General features: G+C 46.8%; 19 protein-coding genes. 5 read left to right on the top strand and 14 right to left on the bottom strand.

The genetic code is table 11. From position 1 onward, the window contains the following. Position 1: 1 nt before the first annotated feature. From J7623_RS22055 to J7623_RS21990, 14 genes are all read right to left on the bottom strand, one after another. Positions 2 to 346: a DUF1801 domain-containing protein gene (locus tag J7623_RS22055; RefSeq protein ID WP_291924454.1), complete on the bottom strand. Its 345-nt coding sequence runs from the start codon at positions 344 to 346 to the stop codon at positions 2 to 4. Positions 347 to 567: 221 nt separating this feature from the next. Beyond that, positions 568 to 1,641, bottom strand: a complete 1,074-nt coding sequence (leuB, locus tag J7623_RS22050; RefSeq protein ID WP_291924452.1) for a 3-isopropylmalate dehydrogenase — start codon at positions 1,639 to 1,641, stop codon at positions 568 to 570. Positions 1,642 to 1,659: 18 nt separating this feature from the next. After that, positions 1,660 to 3,183, bottom strand: coding sequence for an alpha-isopropylmalate synthase regulatory domain-containing protein (locus J7623_RS22045; protein WP_291924450.1), 1,524 nt, complete (start codon positions 3,181 to 3,183; stop codon positions 1,660 to 1,662). Positions 3,184 to 3,199: 16 nt separating this feature from the next. Continuing rightward, entirely contained in the window at positions 3,200 to 3,796 is a 597-nt protein-coding gene (gene leuD / locus J7623_RS22040; RefSeq protein ID WP_291924449.1) for a 3-isopropylmalate dehydratase small subunit, read from the bottom strand. Positions 3,797 to 3,828: 32 nt separating this feature from the next. Then, the gene (gene leuC, locus J7623_RS22035; RefSeq protein WP_291924447.1) at positions 3,829 to 5,232 is read right to left on the bottom strand and encodes a 3-isopropylmalate dehydratase large subunit; all 1,404 of its coding nucleotides are present in this window, start codon (positions 5,230 to 5,232) and stop codon (positions 3,829 to 3,831) included. A gap of 399 nt (positions 5,233 to 5,631) precedes the next feature. Next, positions 5,632 to 6,075, bottom strand: a complete 444-nt coding sequence (locus J7623_RS22030) for a hypothetical protein (RefSeq protein WP_291924445.1) — start codon at positions 6,073 to 6,075, stop codon at positions 5,632 to 5,634. A 106-nt stretch (positions 6,076 to 6,181) separates the two neighbouring features. Continuing rightward, positions 6,182 to 7,291, bottom strand: a complete 1,110-nt coding sequence (locus J7623_RS22025) for an ABC transporter permease (RefSeq protein ID WP_291924443.1) — start codon at positions 7,289 to 7,291, stop codon at positions 6,182 to 6,184. Next, positions 7,288 to 8,394, bottom strand: a complete 1,107-nt coding sequence (locus tag J7623_RS22020) for an ABC transporter permease (RefSeq protein WP_291924440.1) — start codon at positions 8,392 to 8,394, stop codon at positions 7,288 to 7,290. Before J7623_RS22020 ends, J7623_RS22025 begins: the two co-directional genes overlap by 4 nt. 10 nt (positions 8,395 to 8,404) lie before the next feature. Then, complete coding sequence (locus tag J7623_RS22015) at positions 8,405 to 9,148, bottom strand: ABC transporter ATP-binding protein (RefSeq protein ID WP_291924438.1); 744 nt, start codon at positions 9,146 to 9,148, stop codon at positions 8,405 to 8,407. Positions 9,149 to 9,159: 11 nt separating this feature from the next. Beyond that, positions 9,160 to 10,074: an ABC transporter ATP-binding protein gene (locus tag J7623_RS22010; RefSeq protein ID WP_291924436.1), complete on the bottom strand. Its 915-nt coding sequence runs from the start codon at positions 10,072 to 10,074 to the stop codon at positions 9,160 to 9,162. After that, positions 10,071 to 11,021, bottom strand: coding sequence for an HlyD family efflux transporter periplasmic adaptor subunit (locus J7623_RS22005; RefSeq protein ID WP_291924434.1), 951 nt, complete (start codon positions 11,019 to 11,021; stop codon positions 10,071 to 10,073). The genes J7623_RS22010 and J7623_RS22005 overlap by 4 nt, the downstream gene beginning before the upstream one ends. A gap of 13 nt (positions 11,022 to 11,034) precedes the next feature. Beyond that, positions 11,035 to 12,306, bottom strand: coding sequence for a TolC family protein (locus J7623_RS22000; RefSeq protein ID WP_291924432.1), 1,272 nt, complete (start codon positions 12,304 to 12,306; stop codon positions 11,035 to 11,037). Between the two features lie 63 nt (positions 12,307 to 12,369). Further along, positions 12,370 to 12,990: a TetR family transcriptional regulator gene (locus tag J7623_RS21995; RefSeq protein WP_291924430.1), complete on the bottom strand. Its 621-nt coding sequence runs from the start codon at positions 12,988 to 12,990 to the stop codon at positions 12,370 to 12,372. Between the two features lie 209 nt (positions 12,991 to 13,199). Further along, entirely contained in the window at positions 13,200 to 14,903 is a 1,704-nt protein-coding gene (locus tag J7623_RS21990) for a hypothetical protein (protein ID WP_291924428.1), read from the bottom strand. Positions 14,904 to 15,124: 221 nt separating this feature from the next. Between J7623_RS21990 and J7623_RS21985 the strand changes: the two genes are divergently transcribed. The 5 genes from J7623_RS21985 (at position 15,125) to J7623_RS21965 (ending at position 19,265) form a co-directional block, all read left to right on the top strand. Next, a complete protein-coding gene (locus tag J7623_RS21985) occupies positions 15,125 to 15,499 on the top strand; it encodes a hypothetical protein (RefSeq protein ID WP_291924426.1) in 375 nt (124 codons plus the stop codon). A gap of 125 nt (positions 15,500 to 15,624) precedes the next feature. Then, the gene (locus tag J7623_RS21980) at positions 15,625 to 16,443 is read left to right on the top strand and encodes an MbnP family protein (RefSeq protein WP_291924424.1); all 819 of its coding nucleotides are present in this window, start codon (positions 15,625 to 15,627) and stop codon (positions 16,441 to 16,443) included. Between the two features lie 5 nt (positions 16,444 to 16,448). Continuing rightward, on the top strand, positions 16,449 to 17,486 hold the full coding sequence (locus J7623_RS21975; RefSeq protein WP_291924423.1) for a cytochrome c peroxidase: 1,038 nt from the start codon (positions 16,449 to 16,451) through the stop codon (positions 17,484 to 17,486). Positions 17,487 to 17,497: 11 nt separating this feature from the next. Further along, positions 17,498 to 18,424, top strand: coding sequence for a transporter (locus tag J7623_RS21970; protein WP_291924422.1), 927 nt, complete (start codon positions 17,498 to 17,500; stop codon positions 18,422 to 18,424). Between the two features lies 1 nt (position 18,425). Next, positions 18,426 to 19,265, top strand: a complete 840-nt coding sequence (locus tag J7623_RS21965; protein WP_291924421.1) for an AraC family transcriptional regulator — start codon at positions 18,426 to 18,428, stop codon at positions 19,263 to 19,265. The last annotated feature ends 20 nt before the right edge of the window (positions 19,266 to 19,285 follow it).

Here is a 19,285-nt window from a genome sequence, read left to right as displayed (position 1 = left end):
ATCAAATGGATTTGCTGGCTTGTTTCAAAAAGTAAGCTAACTGTTTATAATCTGTTGTTTGTCCTTCTTTAATAGTGGCCGTTTTACGGTCCGGTGTTGCCATGGATTGAAAATATCCCTTTATTTCCGCCAGCTCAGTGGCATTAAAAATCATAAAGGATAATTTGTCTTTTGCGGCCGAAATAACGGCAGCATAATGCCCGTTCTTCAGATAGTGCGGCTTTCCGTATTGGAGCCGCTCTTCAGCATCAGGAATGGTTTTAAGCACTATATCACGCAGCGCAGTGGCACTTTCTTTTTGCCAGGGCTTTAGTTGATCGATATACTGGGTAACTTCCGGATTCATAGCACGTAATTTTTAGATGACACCACAAACTTACTGCGGAAAAGGGAGAGGGAAGGGGGGAGATTAAGACAAATAAGGGGGCGTTTGCGTAAATAAGGAGTTTTAGAAGCAGAAAGCATAAAGCAGAAAGCCATTGTAGCGAGTGAAAATAGCGGATAAATACTCGCGCTAATCACTCGCTACAATGGCTTTTTGCTTTCTGCTTTATGCTTTCTGCTTCATTACAATTGTTTCAGCACTTCAGCACCCATAGCTGTTGTACCCAGTATTTTGTCAGCTGGTGTCTGTGCATCTGCGATGTCCCTGGTGCGGAAACCTGCTTTCAGTACTTTGTCAACCGCCTGGATCACCGCTTCTGATTCCGCTTTCATACCAAAGGAAATATCGAGGAGCAGGGCTGCCGACAGGATAGAAGCCAGTGGATTAGCTACTCCTTTGCCGGTGATGTCGTGCGCAGAACCGTGGATAGGTTCGTATACGCCGGTGCCGTCACCTACAGAGGCGGAAGCCAGCATCCCCATGGAACCTGCTATCTGCGAAGCCTCATCGGTAAGGATATCGCCAAACAGGTTGGCAGTAACCACTACGTCGAAACGGCGCGGATCTTTGATCAGCAGCATAGCGGTCGCATCTACAAACTGGTGTTCTACCTCTACGTCGGGGTAGTCCAGTGCTACTTTTTGTACTACTTCTCTCCAGAGGCGGGAGGTTTCAATGACGTTGGCTTTATCAACAGAGCAGAGTTTTTTTCTACGGGTCCTGGCTGCGTCAAATGCTTTGCGGGCAATACGTTCTACTTCATAGCGACTGTATTCCGCGATATCATAGGCGGTATCGCCATCATTTTTTCTTCCTTTTTCACCGAAGTAAATATCACCGGTGAGTTCACGGAAGAAGAGGATATCGGCGCCTTTTAAGATCTCCGGTTTAATGCTCGATGCACCTAACAGCTCATCGAATAATTTGATGGGACGGAGGTTGGCATACAGGCCCAGTTCTTTGCGCATTTTCAGCAAGCCTTGTTCTGGCCTTACTTTCGCAGAAGGATCGTTGTCGTATTTAGGGTGGCCTACGGCGCCAAATAATACGGCATCAGATTTTCGCATTTTCTCCAGCGACTCATCCGGCAAAGGATTGCCGGTAGCTTCGATGGCTACGTGGCCTATCAGTGCTTCATCGTAGGTGAAGGTGTGTCCGAATTTTGCTGCAATACGATCCAGTACCTGCTTGCCCACGGCGGTTACTTCCTGCCCGATTCCATCTCCGGGAACGACTAATATATGTTTGGTAGCCATGCTATTGTTGGTGGTTGTTTAAATTAAGTTCAGCATTTTCAGTGTGGCTTTGATAGCGGATACGGTTTGATCGCTATCCAGGCCCCTGGTTTTAAATTCTTTTTCATTTTTTACCCAGGTAATAATGGTTTCGCACAAGGCGTCACTCTTACCGCCGGGCGGAATGCGTACCGCGTAGTCAGCCAGTGGTGGCAATGCGATCTTCAGTTGCTTATACACTTTTTTCAACGCATTCATGAACGCGTCGTATTGTCCGTCGCCTTGCGAATGTTCTTCAAAGACTTGCCCTTTAATAGCAATGCGGATCGTTACAGAAGGGTTCATGTTTTTGGAATGCGTGAGCACATAGTTTTCCAGGATCACGTTTTCCTCAATGCGGTTACTGTCCAGTACATCCGAAATGATGTAGGGTAAGTCGGCCTGTGTGAGCACTTCTTTGCGGTCGCCCAGTTCAATGATACGCTGTGTTACCTTTTTCAGATCGGGGTCGGAAAGTTTAATACCCAGCTGTTGCAGGTTGTTTTCTATGTTGGCTTTGCCACTGGTTTTACCCAGTGCATATTTGCGTTGGCGGCCAAAACGTTCCGGCATCAGGTCACTGAAGTAGAGTTTGTTTTTCTTGTCGCCATCAGCATGAATACCGGCGGTTTGTGTAAATACATTTTCTCCCACGATGGGCTTGTTGACCGCAATGCGGAATCCGGAAAATGTTTCTACCAGTTTGCTGACGGTATACAATGACGTTTCTACGACGGAGGTTTTTACAGTAGGGAGAAAGTCGTTCAACACTGCGATGGCGCTTGCCAGCGAGGCGTTGCCGGCTCTTTCGCCCATGCCGTTAATGGTCAGGTGGATGCCACTGGCGCCGGCTTTCACACCTTCGAGTACGTTGGCGGTGCCAAGGTCGTAGTCGTTGTGGGCGTGAAAATCGAAGTGAATATCCGGATAGCGTGTAACGATGGCCGTTATAAACTCCCTGACTTCATCCGGGGTGAGTACGCCGAGTGTATCCGGGAGCATGATCCGCTTTACGGGCTGCTGTTGCAGGAAGTCGAGGTACTGGAATACGTATTCCCTGGAATGTCGCATGCCATTGCTCCAGTCTTCCAGGTATACATTGCAGGCCAGTCCTTTTTCTCCGGCCAGTTTGATCACTGCCGCCACTTCGGCAAAGTGGGCTTCCGGGGTTTTCTTTAACTGGTGTGTTAAATGATTCAGCGAGCCTTTGGTGAGCAGGTTCATGACTTTGGCGCCGGCTTGTAACATCCATTCTACGGATACCTGGCCGTCTACAAAAGTTAATACTTCTACTTTATCTAAAAAACCATGTTCCTTCGCCCATTGGGTAATGGATTGCACAGCCGCAAATTCGCCGTCAGATACACGGGCGGAGGCAATTTCAATCCGGTCAACTTTTACTTCTGTCAATAAAAGCTGGGCAATGGTTAACTTCTCAGAGGGTGAAAAAGACACTCCGCTGGTTTGTTCTCCATCGCGGAGTGTGGTGTCCATTATTTCAACGTGGCGCTGGGTCACTGGCATAATCGTAATAGAAAGTTTAGTACAGGCTTTTCTCTGCGAATTGTTTTATTTCGTCTTTCATGGCCTGCAGGTAATCAATATCATCATAACCATTCATCATGTTCAGCTTTTTGTAGCTGTTGATGGCAAAGGATTCGCTTTCACCGGTAGCGGTGATGGTGATGGTTTGTGCTTCCAGGTTCACTTCTATTTCCGCTTTAGGGTTGGCTTCTATGGCGGTAAATATTTTATCCAGGAATTCAGGACTTACCTGTACGGGTAACAGTCCTACGTTTAAGGAATTATTTTTGAAGATATCTGCGAAGAAGCTGGATACCACGCAACGGAATCCATAGTCGTAGATAGCCCATGCAGCGTGCTCACGGCTGCTGCCGCTACCGAAGTTTTTACCACCTACCAGTATTTTACCGGAGTAGATGGGATTGTTCAGTACGAAATCTTTTTTCGGTGTACCATCTGTTTCGTAACGCCAGTCGCGGAACAGGTTATCGCCGAAGCCGGCGCGCTCCGTGGCTTTCAGGAAGCGTGCAGGAATAATTTGATCCGTGTCCACATTCTCAATTGGCATGGGTACTGCGGAACTCTTTAATATGGTGAATTTATCGTAAGCCATTTTTTATGTTGTATCGTATTAGGAAAAAGGTATTAAGCAATCAGTTCTCTTGGATCGGTAACAACGCCGGTTACCGCAGCAGCGGCGGCTACGAGCGGACTGGCCAGCATGGTTCTGGAGCCGGGTCCCTGTCTGCCTTCAAAGTTGCGGTTGCTGGTGCTCACGGCATATTTGCCGGCTGGAACTTTATCATCGTTCATGGCCAGGCAGGCGGAGCATCCGGGCTGACGCAGCTGGAAACCTGCTTCTGTTAAGATGTCGAGAATACCTTCTTCTTTGATTTGTTGTTCTACAATATGTGATCCCGGAACGATCCAGGCAGTCACGTGATCTGCTTTCTTTCTTCCTTTCACAATAGAGGCAAAGGCGCGGAAGTCTTCAATACGTCCGTTGGTGCAGCTACCAATAAATACGTAGTCTACTTTTTTGCCGATCATGGCCTCTTCTTCCTGGAAGCCCATGTACTGCAATGATTTCTCGTAGCTGGATTTACTGTCACCTGCCAGGGCTGCAGGAATATGTTTGGTAATGCCCATACCCATACCCGGGTTGGTACCATAGGTAATCATTGGTTCAATATCGGCGGCATCAAAGGTGTATTCCTGGTCGAAAGTAGCGCCGGCATCGGTTTTCAGCGTTTTCCAGTAAGCGAGTGCTTTATCCCAGGCTTCGCCTTTAGGTGCTTTGTCTCTGCCCTTAATATAATTATAGGTGGTCTCGTCTGGTGCAATAATGCCACCACGTGCGCCCATTTCAATACTCATGTTGCACACGGTCATACGACCTTCCATGCTCATGTTTTCAAATACTTCACCGGCGTATTCCACAAAGTAGCCGGTAGCGCCGGCGGCAGTGAGGCGGGATATAATATAGAGTGTTACATCTTTAGGCGTAATACCTTTACCCAGCTTACCGGTTACGTTAATGCGCATTTTCTTCGGCTTCGGCTGCATAATACACTGGGAGGAGAGTACCATCTCTACTTCAGAGGTACCGATACCAAAGGCGATAGCGCCAAAAGCACCATGGGTAGAGGTATGAGAGTCGCCACATACAATGGTCATACCCGGGAGGGTGATACCATTTTCCGGACCTACTACGTGCACAATACCATTTTTGGGATTGCCCAATCCCCAGTGGGAGATACCATATTTATTGGAATTCGTTTCCAGCGCCTTTAACTGGTTGGCAGATAACGGATCTTTTACCGGCAAATGCTGGTTAATCGTTGGTGTGTTGTGATCTGCTGTGGCAAAGGTTTTGTCCGCAAACATCACCTTCAATCCCCGCTTTTCCATACCAAGGAAAGCCACAGGACTGGTTACTTCGTGAATAAAGTGGCGGTCGATAAAAAATACATCCGGACCATCTTCAATTTTCCTGACAACATGTGAATCCCAAACTTTGTCAAATAAGGTAGCAGGTTTATTGCTCATTTTTTAAAATTTTAAAAGTAGCTACTTGATTGTTCAAATTTATTCATAAAATCTATTTTATTTCAATAATTTTTCTAAGGATATAGGGTAAATAGTAGTCAAAAAGCGGTGTGGGCAAGACTTTGAAGCTATTTTATTATGTATTTGGCTGATAGTCAGCTGTATGTAATTTTTTTAGATAACAGTTGGTTCGTATTTTATTTTCAGTAGAGATAGACGGCTTCATAAGACGGTGGCTTTGCAAGGCAGTAGCCGGGCAGCCATACTATCTGAGATATATAGTTTATAAAAGTGTAATGTGTTAAATACAAAAAGAGGGACGCTGATCCCTCTTTTTGTGTATATAATTTCCCTTCGGGAGAAGTCAAACGCAGCATGTATGCCACTTACCCGATATGATTAATATTGAAAACTATGTCCTGGCTGGCCATCCGCTGAAATGTTGATGGTAGATTTTTTAAAGCCTCCAAATAGCGCATCCTGCTTTAAATAAGCCATCATTTTGTCTGACAGGCTTCTCAGCTTTGCGGTGTCGCTATTTTCAGGCAAGGTAATAATCGTAAGGCTCAGGTTATTTTTTTGAGTTTGCGACATCATCGTTGAAAACGCGGTAGAATGAGGATCTGTAATCAGCGTAGGGTCCAGTTTTTCTCCACCGGCATTTTTTCCATCCAAACTAAAATTGCAAATAATCAAGTCATGCGCAAATGCCCGGTTAAAGGCTGCGGAATCTTTTATGAAGGCACTAACGCCTCCGCCTATATGAACATTGTTGTCTTGATTTGAGCAACTTCCCAACGCAAAACAAAGGGCAATAGGAATAACAAAAAGGGCTTTTTTCATTGTACTGATTTAATAGATGAATGTAGGTTGATCCGATGTTACGAATTGTTTCGTAGATGAAGATAGTGAAAAAAATAAAGCGGCAAATTTTTATTGTTTAAGCTTATCAGGTTGTCTTCCTGTAATTAACAATCGCCCAGCCATTCAATACCATTGCAAATAATACGAGGTATAAAAACTCCCACTTTACATCCATCAGCCCACTACCTTTTAATACAATCATCCTGATCACTTTAATGAAATGGGTGACAGGCGTTAAATTGGCAATCACCCGGGCCCAGGCAGGCATACTCTCCACCGCCGTAAATAATCCGCTCATGAGCATAAATATCATTACAAAAAAGAAGGCAACGAACATCGCCTGTAGCTGGTTACTGGTATACGTGGAAACCAAAAGTCCAAATCCCAGCAACGCCACCAGGTACACTGCGGCGAGCAGGTACAGTGTTACGAAACTACCTACCGGCCAGATACCATATACTCCCCAGGCCACCAGCAATCCCAGCGTAAAAACAATGATTCCCACCACCCAGAAAGGAATTAATTTACCCAGTATAAATTCCCATTTACGTATAGGCGTTACATTGATCTGCTCTATGGTACCCATCTCTTTTTCTCTCACAATATTCAAGGCCGACATAAAGCCTCCAATCAACGTTAGCAATAGTACCAACACCGCCGGCACTACGTAAAACCGGTATTCCGCCAGTGGATTAAACCAGTTGGAATAAGTAAGATCAATTACACCGGAAGGTTTTGTCTGCCCTGCATTGATCCGGATCTCTTTGTTGAAGTCGAGGATCACGGCCTGCAGGTAACTACCGCCAATAGCGGCTTTGGTGCCGTTAATGGCATCCACGGATACCCCCAGCTTTTGTGTGCCTTCCCGCACCAGGTTACTTTCAAAGCCCGGTGGGATTTCCAGTACCAGGTCCGCTTTTTCTTTTTCTATATACGTCAACGCTTCCTTGAAAGACGCCGTTGCCGCCACTATCCTGAAATATCCCGAAGCACCTATTTTAGTCAGCAGTTGCTGCGAATAACTGCTGTGGTCATGATCTACCACCGCGAGGTTCACATGCTTTACATCAAAATTCATTGCCAGCGGAAGGATGATCAGTTGTATGGTAGGCATCGCAAACATCATCGCCAGGATAGTTTTGTCCCGGAAAATTTGGCGGAACTCCTTTCGCAGAATATAGCGCAATACCTTCATGATAACCGGGTTTTAAAGTTTCGCAAAGCCACGGCGAGCGCCGCGGTAGTCATGCCCAGCAATACCAGCGTTTCTTTCCATACATACTCAAACCCAAGCCCCTTCAGCATCACCGCCTTTACAACCAGGAAATACCAGCGGGATGGAATCAGGTTGGAGATATACCGGAATATCAGCGGCATATTCTCCAGGGGAAACATAAACCCGGTGAAGATCATCGTAGGAATCATCATGCCCATCATCGATAATAACAACGCCGTTTGCTGGGAATTGGTGGTATTGGAAATCAGCAACCCCAATGATAAGCAGGTGATGATAAATAACATGCTTTCCAGGAAAAGCAGGAGGATACTGCCTTTGATGCCTACGTTCAGTACAAACACCGCCAGCACCAGGATCAGGATGAAGTTGGCCAGCGACAGGATCAGGTAGGGAATCGCTTTGGCAATTAATACCATCAGGGGTTGGAAAGGAGAGACCAGTAATATTTCCATGGTACCTAGTTCTTTTTCCCGCACTACAGACACGGAGGTGAGCGCCGTACATACAATCATCAGCACCAGGGCCATTACGCCAGGAATAAAGTTCAGGGAACCATTGCCTTCTTCATTGTATAACATCCGGGTTTCCGGAACAATCATATAAGGCAAACGTGCGGCAGGACTCACTTCCTGCTGGTATGCCGTGGTAATGGCGGAGATATAATTGATCACCGTTTTAGCCGTATTCGGATCGGAACCGTCTGTGATAATTTGTAATTGCGCCTTCCCGCCATGTTGTAAGTCGCTGCCAAAGTTGGCAGGGAAAATCAGTGCGCACCTGGACCGGCCCTTCTTAAAAGCATCCGCAATACCATTATCGTCCAACGGCGCTTCAGACACGATGAAATAAGACGATGATTTTATTTTACCAATCAGTTGCCGGGTATTGACATCCCTGGCATGGTCTACAATCGTCAGGGTGATATCCTTTACTTCACTGGTGAGCGCGAAGCCAAACAGTACAATCTGTACTACCGGCAAGCCGAACATAATGAGCAAAGTGCGCTTATCGCGGAACACGTGAAAAAACTCTTTCCTGATAAAGGCGAGGAACTGTTTCATAATAAATATTTTAATCGCCGGATCGTTGTGCCCGGCGCGCCAGTTGGTAAAAAACCTGGTCCATATTATCTGCGCTGAATTGCGTTTTTAAATTGGCGGGTGTGTCCAGGGCTTCTACTTTTCCATCAACCATGATGGTGACCCGGTTACAATATTCCGCTTCGTCCATATAGTGAGTGGTCACAAAAATGGTGATGCCGGCTGCTGCGGCCGCATAGATCATGTCCCAGAACTGTCGCCGGGTAACAGGATCCACACCGCCGGTGGGCTCATCCAGGAAAACAATTTTAGGGCGGTGAAAGATGGCCACCGAGAACGCGAGTTTTTGTTTCCATCCTAACGGCAGTGCGCCTACGAATTTTTTCGCTTCGGCGGTTAGTCCCAGCTGTTCAAGCAGTTGGGTTGTTCTTTTTTTGATCTCCGCTGCCGGCACACCATATACGCCACCGAAGAATTCGATGTTTTCCAGTACGGTCAGGTTTTCATACAGCGAAAATTTCTGGCTCATGTAGCCGATATTTTTCTTGATGGACTCTTGTTGTTTGTATACGTTGAATCCCGCTACTGTAGCTTCTCCGGAGCTGGGGTGCGATAATCCGCACAAGATGCGCATGGCCGTCGTTTTGCCGGCGCCGTTAGCCCCCAGGAAGCCAAATATCTCTCCCTTATTTACCTCAAACGAAATTTTGTTGACGGCGTAAAACTCGCCGAATCGTTTAGTAAGGTCCTTGCAGATGATCACTTTTTCTTCCATGTGATATAATGTTACGCCTGGTTCATGAGCCGGATGAAGCTATCTTCCACACCCGGTTGTATCGGTTTTGCTGCTACATTGGTATGCCCTTCCCGCTGCATTTGTTGCTGCAATCCTGCTATGGTAGCGTTTTCATGCAGCGTAATATGGATGTATTCCCCGAAAGCATAGCTGCTTTCCACGGTGGGATTAGTTCTCAACGCAGTCAGCAACCGGTAAATGTTATCGGCTTTAATGGCATAAAGCTTTACCGGGAATTGTGCCATGATGGCTGCGGGTGTATCTACCGACATTATTTTGCCGCCTTGTATCAATGCAATCCGTTCACACAGCATGGCTTCATCCATATAGGGAGTGGAAACCACGATGGTAATGCCCTGTTGCTTCAGTTGCCGCAGCATTTCCCAGAACTCCTTCCGGGATACTACATCTACACCGGTGGTGGGTTCATCGAGAAACAATACTTCGGGTTTATGGATCAATGCGCAGCACAGGGCCAGCTTTTGCTTCATACCTCCGGATAACTTACCGGCGCGGCGGTCATTAAACGGTTTGATCTGTTCGTAAATATCTTTGATCAACGCATAGTTTTCGGTAATACTGCTGCCAAAGAGTGTGGCAAAAAAATCCAGGTTTTCTTTGACGGTCAGGTCCTGGTATAGGGAGAATTTCCCCGGCATATAGCCTATTTTGCTGCGGATTATTTTATAGTCTTTTGCACAATCATAACCTCTCACAGCCGCCTGTCCTTTATCCGGTAACAGTAGTGTAGTGAGTATGCGGAAAAGCGAAGTTTTGCCGGCACCATCCGGTCCGATCAGGCCAAACAATTCTCCTTCGGCCACCTGCAACGATACGTCATCTACCGCCAGCACTTTGCCGTTGTCGTATGTTTTAGTGATATGATCCAGTAGTACTGCACTCATTTTGTAGAAGTGTTAAGCAACATTTCGCCATACATGCCGATCTTCAGGTAGCCATCGTTTTTCACCAGTACTTTCAGGGCATATACGAGGTTGGCCCGTTCATTTTTTGTTTGAATGGTTTTTGGTGTAAACTCCGATTTGTCTGATATCCAGGTGATGTTGCCGGTATAGCTTTTATAATTTTTGGCGCCCTGATCTATCCGTACCTGTACGGTTTGTCCCGGTTTGATGGCGGATAATTTATCACCGGTGATATAGGCTTTGAGATACAGGCTATCGATGTTGGCGATTTTATACAGTGCTTTGCCGGTGGCTGCCATTTCGCCTTTCAGGGCGTAGCGGGTGAGTACTACGCCGGTGACAGGGTTAATGATCAGCCCTTTGTGAATTTGCTCGGTGTATTGGGCCAGCGACTTTTCCAGTGGGGCTTTTTCGCTGAGGATGGTCCGGTTTTGCGTAGCCGTATTGGCGTCGTTTAGTTTTATTTGTTGCCGGGTAACGCTGATTTGCCGCTCCAGTTGTTCGATGCCGGCATTGATATCATCCAGTTGTTTCTGCGTGGCGGCATCGCTTTTTACCAGGTTCTCAGTTCTTTTTCTTTCCCGGTATTGTTGCTGCAGCTGGGCTTCCTGTACTAGCAACTGTCGTTTTACCAGCTCGGTTTGGGGCAGGGGATCATGCGTTTTATCTTTCAGTGCATTGATGGAAGCCTGCACCTGTTCCCGTTGCAGGGTAGGGATGGCTACATCAATTTGTCCTACAGTTTGCCCTGCAGTGAGGCGGTCGCCCTCCTGTACGGAGAAGTTGAGCAGTATACCTGTTTGCTGTGCGGATACAATGACTTCATCTGCTTCAAAATTGCCGGAGGCGTCGTAATCGGGTTTACCATTGCCGCAGGCATTGATCAGCATCACCGCGAAGAGTCCGAATAGTATGTGGTATTTCATATGCAGTTATTAATCAGTTCCCGGAAGTATTTTTATAATTGTATTGTGCCTGTAGCAGTTGTATGCGATGCAGGATGCGCGATTGTTTAGCGAGGTTTTCCGCGTTGAGTTGTGCAATGTATTCATGCACGGTGATCACGCCATTATCCAGCTGCGCCTGCGCGGATTTACGTACAGCCGACCGTAAGGCAATGGCATTATCGTCCTGTTCCATCAGCGTGGTATATTTCTCTGCATCCTGGCTTTGTTGTCGCAAGGTCAGGCTGGTATTAAACAGGAAGGTAGCTTTGCTGATGTCCAGGTTTTGCCGGTTGATGTCCAGTTGCTGCCGGTTGTTTTTCAGGGAGTAGAGGCTACCGAGCGACCAGCTAAGGCGTACGCCGCCGATCCACCAGGGACCAAATTTATTGTCTACAATATTCAGGGTAGGGCGACCATAAGCGCCCTGCAGGAAAGCATTCAGCTTAGGCAGGTAATTAGACGCCAGTTGCTTTTCCTGCACGTCCACCGCTTTTTTCTGGATATCGTACCAGGTAATTTCCGGGCGATGAATATCGCTTTGTGGCGTTACTGCTGCGGGATAGGCGAGGGTAGTGCTGTCGCCGAGCGGTTCGTTAATGAACACCGACAGCATTTTCATATAGGCGGTACGGTTAGCCTTAAACTCGGTAGCGGCCATGTCGGCGTTAACGATTTCGGCCTTGAGTTCATCTACATTACTCCTATAAGCGACACCATTAGCCAGGGCGGCCTGTGCTTTGTCGGCGGCACTTTGCAGGTCTGCCTTGCGGAGTTGGTTTTGCTGCAGTTGCGCTTCCATGAGCAGGATGCCAAAGTAAAGCTGTGTTACCCGGTCTTTTACAGCATACAGGTTTACTTCCAGTTGCTGTTGTTGAATGGCTTCGTTAGCGCGACTACTTTCTTTTTGCAGCTTGCTCACGCCGCCATCATAGATTTGCTGGGTGATTTCCGCCTGTATTTTATACTGGTCTTTGCTCAGCGTGGGGGGATGCAGCCCGGGCAGCGGTGGCAATACGTCTCCGAAGTTAATTGTTTCCGACTGGTAGCTGGCCTGCCCGCTGATGGTAAGCTGTGGCAGGTATAATTTACCCGCATTTTCCACGGAATACCGGCTGCTGCGTGTAATAAGATCGTACTGTTTGATCAGTGGATAGTTTTGCCGCGCCATCGTATAACACTCTTCCAGTGTCAACGTTTGTGCCGGCACTTTTCCAGATAATACACCGAATAATAAACAGCCGCATAATGCTTTGAATAAGTTCATGGTGCAATATTCATTTTGAATAGTTGTTTTGAAAAGTTGTTCAATTTTGTGGCAAAAAAAATGCTATTTCAGCATTCCTTTTATCCATAATGGAATCAGTTGCCTTCTTTCTTCCATCAGCGCCTTAAACTCGGCCGGCTTCACCACTTTATTCCTTTCCAGCAACGGCCTGGCGAGGAAGGGCATAACCACAAATCCAATGAGGTTCATCATCAACTGGATAGGATGCAGGTGTAATTTCCCTTCCTGTTGCAACGCATGCAGCTGTTGAAAAAAGTGGGATTGAAAGATGGCATTTTTCCGGTTATCTTTTAGCAGCTCATCGGTGCCGGCAAATATTTCATTTACCATAAATAAAGGGAAATCCGGATTGTTCAGCAATAGGGTAATATAGTGGTCTGCCACCTGTTCCACCTTCTGTACTGCACTGAGTTGCTGATTATTCATTACAGCGATAACAGCTGTAAATAATTTCTCTACTACTTCTGCCATTACAAACTGGAACAATTTCTCTTTGCTACGGAAATAATAATTGACCAGGGAGAGGTTAATATCGGCTTCCGCCGCAATGTCGCGCACTTTGGTGGCCTGGTATCCTTTTTGGGTGAACACAATTCTGGCAGCGGCTTTAATCCGTTCCTCCGTTGAGTCATCCATTTTTACTTTCTTTTCACGAACCGGCATATGCAATAAACATTGATTTACGGGACAAAGATACAAAATTGAACAACTTTTCAAAACAATTGTTCAAAAATAGCAGAAAGCAGAAAGCAGAAAGCAGAAAGCAGAAAGCAGAAAGCAAAAAGCTATTGCAGCGATTGGTTACTGCGGATATAATATACGCTTAGTTCAATCGCTGCAATAGCTTTTTGCTTTCTGCTTTCTGCTCCTTCTTATTTCGGATTATTAATTTCCAGCACAGGCGCTTCCTGGTTAGCTTTCACGTGTACCGGGTTTTTAATACGCTTGTGTACAAGAGAAGAGGTAAAGGCACCCGTGCCTCCCAGCTCATTTTTCGCAGCATCATCCCAGTCCTTGCCCATGTACACGTCTGCCGTGTAATTGCCCGGCTTTAGCTGATCTACCGTGAAATTCGATTGTTCGCGCACATATACATTACGAACCAGCTTTTTGGTTTGTTTATCATATAAGCATACCAATATATCCAGCGACCTGTTATTGACCAGCATAAGGGAAGCAGTACCGGTATATTCTCCTTTTCCCAGGTATTTGTCTAACGGCGAGGCGCCGGTAAGTGGTTGGTTGGCGGAAATAGACTGGATATCTGACGGTTTGAAATTGCTTTTGTCGTGCCAGGGGTTCTCCTGGAAGGTGACAGCGGACGAAAGATCCCGGTGGTAGGGGGGATTGGCTAACCGGTAAAGAAGGAGTAATAGCCTGGCTACAAAAATGCAAATGAGAACAATCTGCCAGGTGCTGAGCGGTTTTCTTTCTTTCTCTTCTGTATCCTCCAGCCTTTCTTTTTCCGGATCATCGATATATTCCTGCAGATCTGCTTTGGTAGTGGCCAGTTTTTCCAGTGTGGTGTTGGTCAGGTAGCCCAGCTTTTCTGCCATCAGCAGGTAATCCATGCCTGCAGCAGGATTACCGGTGCGTATATACAGGGCAACAGCCAATGCATCCAGTTCAAGCGCCAGCGGGTTATGCAGGATATTGAAGGTGGAAGGTAACTCATTGTATACGGTGATATCGATATTTTTTTGCACCCAGTCCGTTACCTCTTTAACATCTATTGATCTGTTGTCGATGCGAAGTACGAGTACATGGAATTCTTTCTGTAGTTCCTGGAAGCGTACCAGCTCTCGCATATCACTTTCGCTCCAGGTAATAACCCCGTCATCCGCCGGCTTGCCTTTTTTCAACCTGGCAAGAAACGGAATACAGATCTGTAGCAGGCTTTCATTAGCAGTATTGGTAGAAAGTGCGTGCACTTCCCTTTCGATCTGTCCGCGCAAGAAATCAAGTGCTGGTGGAAACAGCTTAATCTTATCTACCGGTAAATATTTTATAAACAATCCTTTTAGACCAGACAGGTCATTGCCGTGCTCAGGGTCATTAACGGTAACGCGTATACTCCGTATGGTGGACAAGGTGGTGGTTATATTCTCCTGGAGTGCCGCATAGGCCACCGTTACATCCTTTTCCAATACCAGTGGCTCCGTTGCCATCAATGCTTTGAAGAGGGAATAATCTTCATCGAGGTATGCTTTCAACAGCAAGGGACTATATTGCGTGGCAAAATAAGGACTGATAATATCCAGGTAGATCGCGTTGCGATACATGCCGTCCCATTTAAACGACAGGAAAAAGCCGGGATCACCATTGTGCAGGAAGGCCGATAAAGGAGCGTTCTGCGCAATTTCAAGATAGTAAGTCAGCTTTTCAGATGCTGATAGCTCGAGCAACGCTGTTTGACAGTCATGGCCGGATATAGGTGCTCCCAGGTAATTGGTTTGCCCGGTATCAGCGATTTCATTCAGCACAGAATTTTTAGCAGCAGTAATTACTTCGGCGGTGATAGCAGTTATTTCGTAATGTTCTAATTGTAATAACTGTATTGGATTTACAAAACTCACAGGTTAGGATATATTGTTACAGATGATAATTTCAGTAAAATTAAAGAAAAACATCATGTTTGTAATAGTATAAATCCGTCATCTTCTTTAAATCTATCCTGGTCTGCCGGGAAAAGAAAAGCATGAAAAATTAAATAATAGTCCCGTTTTTTAGATGCGCCACGTACTGTTTATGCGTACTTTTGCGCATCAAAGTTTTTTACTCATCATCTACTGGTAGCATGCGGAAATTATTCATAGCGGTCTTTTTAATGCTGATCTGGCTTTGCCAGCTCTCAGGCCGTTATTTCGTGATGCTGGAGTTTTATCTCAACCAAACCTACATTGCCGCCAACTTATGTGAAAACCGCGATAAACCGGCCATGCATTGTAACGGTAAATGTCACCTGCGTAAAAAACTGACAGAAGAAGAAAAACGTGACCAGGACAACCCGGAACGAAAAGATCATCGCAGCGAAATATTTTATGCTGCCTGGTTCCAGCAGAGTATCATCAAACCTGTTGCCACCACTTCCACCAGGAACTATCTGCATCCCTATTGCATAGGAACCCCCATTGATCAGCCCACTGCCGTATTTCGCCCGCCCACGGCTTAGTTGATAATGCTTTATTGTTTTTATCATTCAATGTACACGGCTGTACTACAGCTATTTTATTGTCTTTACACCACCTGCACGCTGCAGGAGGGAGGCGGTTTATTGCCTGCCTAAAAACCACGCTCATGCTACCATTTAAATACACGATATACAGCTTCCTCTTATTGCTGATTACCTTTACTGCTTGTAAAAAAGAAGATAATACGCCTTCGGCAGATACCAACGCGAAAGCTACTTTATCAATACAGTTTGATAACATCGCAGGAGATAAGAACCTCCAACTGAATACCGGTGTGTATACTAACGCTGCCGGCGAACCGTTCAGCGTGTCGCTCCTCCAGTATTATGTCAGCAACATACAGGTGAAGAACAGCAAAGGCGTTACCTACACCGTACCGCAGGACGACAGCTACTTCCTGGTATCCGAAGCGAATGCGGCTTCCCAGTTTGTAAAAGTAAAGGTGCCGGAGGGCGATTATAACACGCTCACTTTTGTACTCGGCGTAGATAGCCTGCGCAGCACCATGGACATCAGCAAAAGAACCGGTGTATTGAATCCCTCCGGCGGGATGGACGACGCCATGTACTGGGGTTGGAACAGTGGCTACATCTTTTTCAAAATGGAGGGCACAGCTGCTGCTGCACCGGTTGATCCCAGCGGACAACGTAAATTCCGTTATCATATTGGTGGCTTCGGTGGTTATAGCGCGCCTACGCTCAATAATATCAAAACTATCACCATCGACCTGACTGCCGGCGGCATCGCCAAAGTAAGGCAAGGCAGTGAAGCGAACATTCACCTGATGGCCGATATCCTGAAAATGTTTAACGGTGCTACCAACATCAGTATTGCCGCTAATCCTACCGTGATGTTCAGCGAATTTAGCCGGAGTATTGCTGCGAATTATATCCAGATGTTCCACCACGATCATACCGAAAATTAAATAGTATGAGCAGGCAACAATGGATGATACTCAGCGCCATGGTGCTGTTTTTGCTGGCATGCAGCAAAGCACCGCAGTTGGCTGCCTTCATCGGATTCCGGCAACCTGCCGGGTTTCCGGCGCCGGCATATAAATTTGAAAACAACCAGGTAACATCGGCAGGTTTTGAACTTGGCAGAAAATTATTCTACGAGCCAAGGCTCTCCCGCAACAACACCATTTCCTGTGGCTTCTGTCACCTGCAAACCTCCGCGTTCACCCACCACGGGCATGATGTGAGTCATGGGATCGACGACCGCCTCGGCAGCCGTAATTCCCCGCCTATCATGAACCTGGCATGGAGCACTACTTTTATGTGGGATGGCGGCGTATTTGACCTGGATCTGCAGCCTGTTGCGCCCATTACCAACCCGGTGGAAATGGATGAAAGCCTGGACAACGTATTACAACGATTACGAAACACAGCTCCCTATCCGGCGCTGTTTCAGAAAGCCTTTGGCAGCGCCGACATCACCACGGCGCGTATGATGAAGGCTTTGTCGCAATTCATGGTGATGCTGGTCAGTGACCAGTCGAAATACGATAGCGTAAAGCGGCAACAGGGTGTACAGTTCACTACGGAAGAACAACAGGGCTACGCGCTGTATCAGCAGCATTGCAGCAACTGCCACCGGGAGCCCTTGTTTACGGATTATTCGTTTCGTAACAACGGCCTGGGAGCAGGACCCAACAATGACGAAGGCCGCTATGCGGTTACGCTGGATCCGGTCGACAAATACAGGTTTAAAGTGCCTAGTCTGCGTAACCTCGCATACACCGCACCTTACATGCATGATGGCCGCTTTTATACGCTGGCAGCAGTGTTACGGCATTACACATCAGAAGTGCAGGACATGCCCACGCTGGACCCGCTGCTGAAACAGCACGGCCAGCCAGGTATTACACTCACCAGTACAGAACAAACACAACTACTGGCGTTCCTGCAAACACTGAATGATCCTTCTTTTATCAGCGATAAAAGATTTTCTGAAGAAGCACCTTAAAATGATATGGAATGAAACGATGGATGATACTTTTGTTATGCCTCGTCGGCGGTATAAGGGAAACCCGTGCCTGCGACATCTGTGGCTGCGGCGTAGGCAGTTATTACATCGGCCTCCTGCCGGATTTTAAGAAACGGTTTGCAGGACTAAGGTACCAGTACAAAACCATGCGTTCCCACCTGGGGCCCGGTGGTACTACTTCTTACCTGACAACAGACGAAGTATACCAAACCGCCGAACTATGGGGTGGCTGGAATATTGGCCGCCGTTTCCGTGTGCTGGCATTTGTGCCGCTTAATATCAACAGCCGCGAAAACCAGGGCGTAACGTTACGCCAGTCCGGGTTGGGAGATATCGCTACAGTAGGCTATTACCAGTTGTTCGATCGTCAGCATACCACCCGCCACAATAAACTATTGGTACAATCACTCTGGATAGGAGGAGGCATAAAACTGCCTACCGGCAGGTACCAGCCGGCTGTACGTAAAGAGAATGAAGATGCTCCCAATAATTTTCAACTGGGCACGGCCAGCGTAGACTTCACCCTCAATGCCGCTTACGATGTACGGTTGATGGATGTGGGCATCAATACCAATGTCAGTTACAAAATAAACACCGGCAACAAATACGACTATCGGTATGGCAATAAATTTACAGCGAACCTGTTGGCATATTACAAAATCAGGCTGGCGCCAACAGTAAGCCTCGCGCCCAATGCAGGCCTGCTATATGAAACCGCTGATAAAGACAAGGAAGGCGCTGCAATGAAGGTAGACATCTCCGGAGGATATTCCTTACTCGCTACCACCGGTGTAGAAGCCACTTTCGGTAATATGGCAGCGGGACTTAACTTCCAGCCGGTAATAGCACAACAAATGGCGGACATGCGTGTGAAAGCAGGCAGCAGAGCCATGGTACATGTTACTTATTTATTTTGACATGAGATCTGACGACATTGCCCTCCTGACCATAGGGCTCAATCATACTTTCTGGACCGGCTCGCTGGCAGACATCCTGCAGCAATACCCCTTGCAGGAACAACCGCACCGGCTACGCTGCTACCTGCTGCTGGCTGCCAGCACCGGTACCGTAATAACAGATGATAAAACCGTGCACATTCACCAGCCCGGCATCTGCTGTATACCGCCTAATAGTGTTTGCAGTATACAGGTGCCGGCCGGGCAGGTTATTTGTTTTACGGAAGATTTTTTCTCATTACGCTATAACAGCAACATACTGTATCAATTTGGTTTCCTGACTAAACAATCCGGTAGTTATTTGCCGTTGGAAAAGACGATGTTTCAAAAATGGCAGTTGCTGTCTGACCTGATGCAGCAAGAGTTTCATCAGCAATACCAGAATGGCAACCGGGTACTGCGCTCTTATTTAAATATCCTGTTGTGCAGCCTGGACCAGGTATATAACGAGAACGGCTACCCTGAAAGAACCAGTAACCGCGACGAAAAGATCAGGCGCTTCGAAACCTTGCTGGAAGCACATTATAACCATCATAAAACACCTTCGTTCTATGCTACGCAACTACATATCACCACTAATTACCTGAATAAATTATGCCGGGAATTCCGGCATATTTCCAGTGGGGAATTGATCCGGAAAAGGGTTACCATAGAGGCGCAGCGACTGCTGTATCATACCGGTTTGTCGGTTAGCGAAATAGCGGATCATCTTGGATTTGAAAGCGCTTCCTATTTTGCAACGTTTTTCAAAAAGCATACGGGGCAGTCGCCGGAACATTTTCGTAAGCAGGATACCCGGTAATAATGAGCGGAGCCATTGCA

The organism is Chitinophaga sp. (assembly GCF_017745275.1).
Lineage (GTDB): Bacteria > Bacteroidota > Bacteroidia > Chitinophagales > Chitinophagaceae > Chitinophaga.
This window is presented reverse-complemented; position numbering and strand designations above follow the sequence as displayed.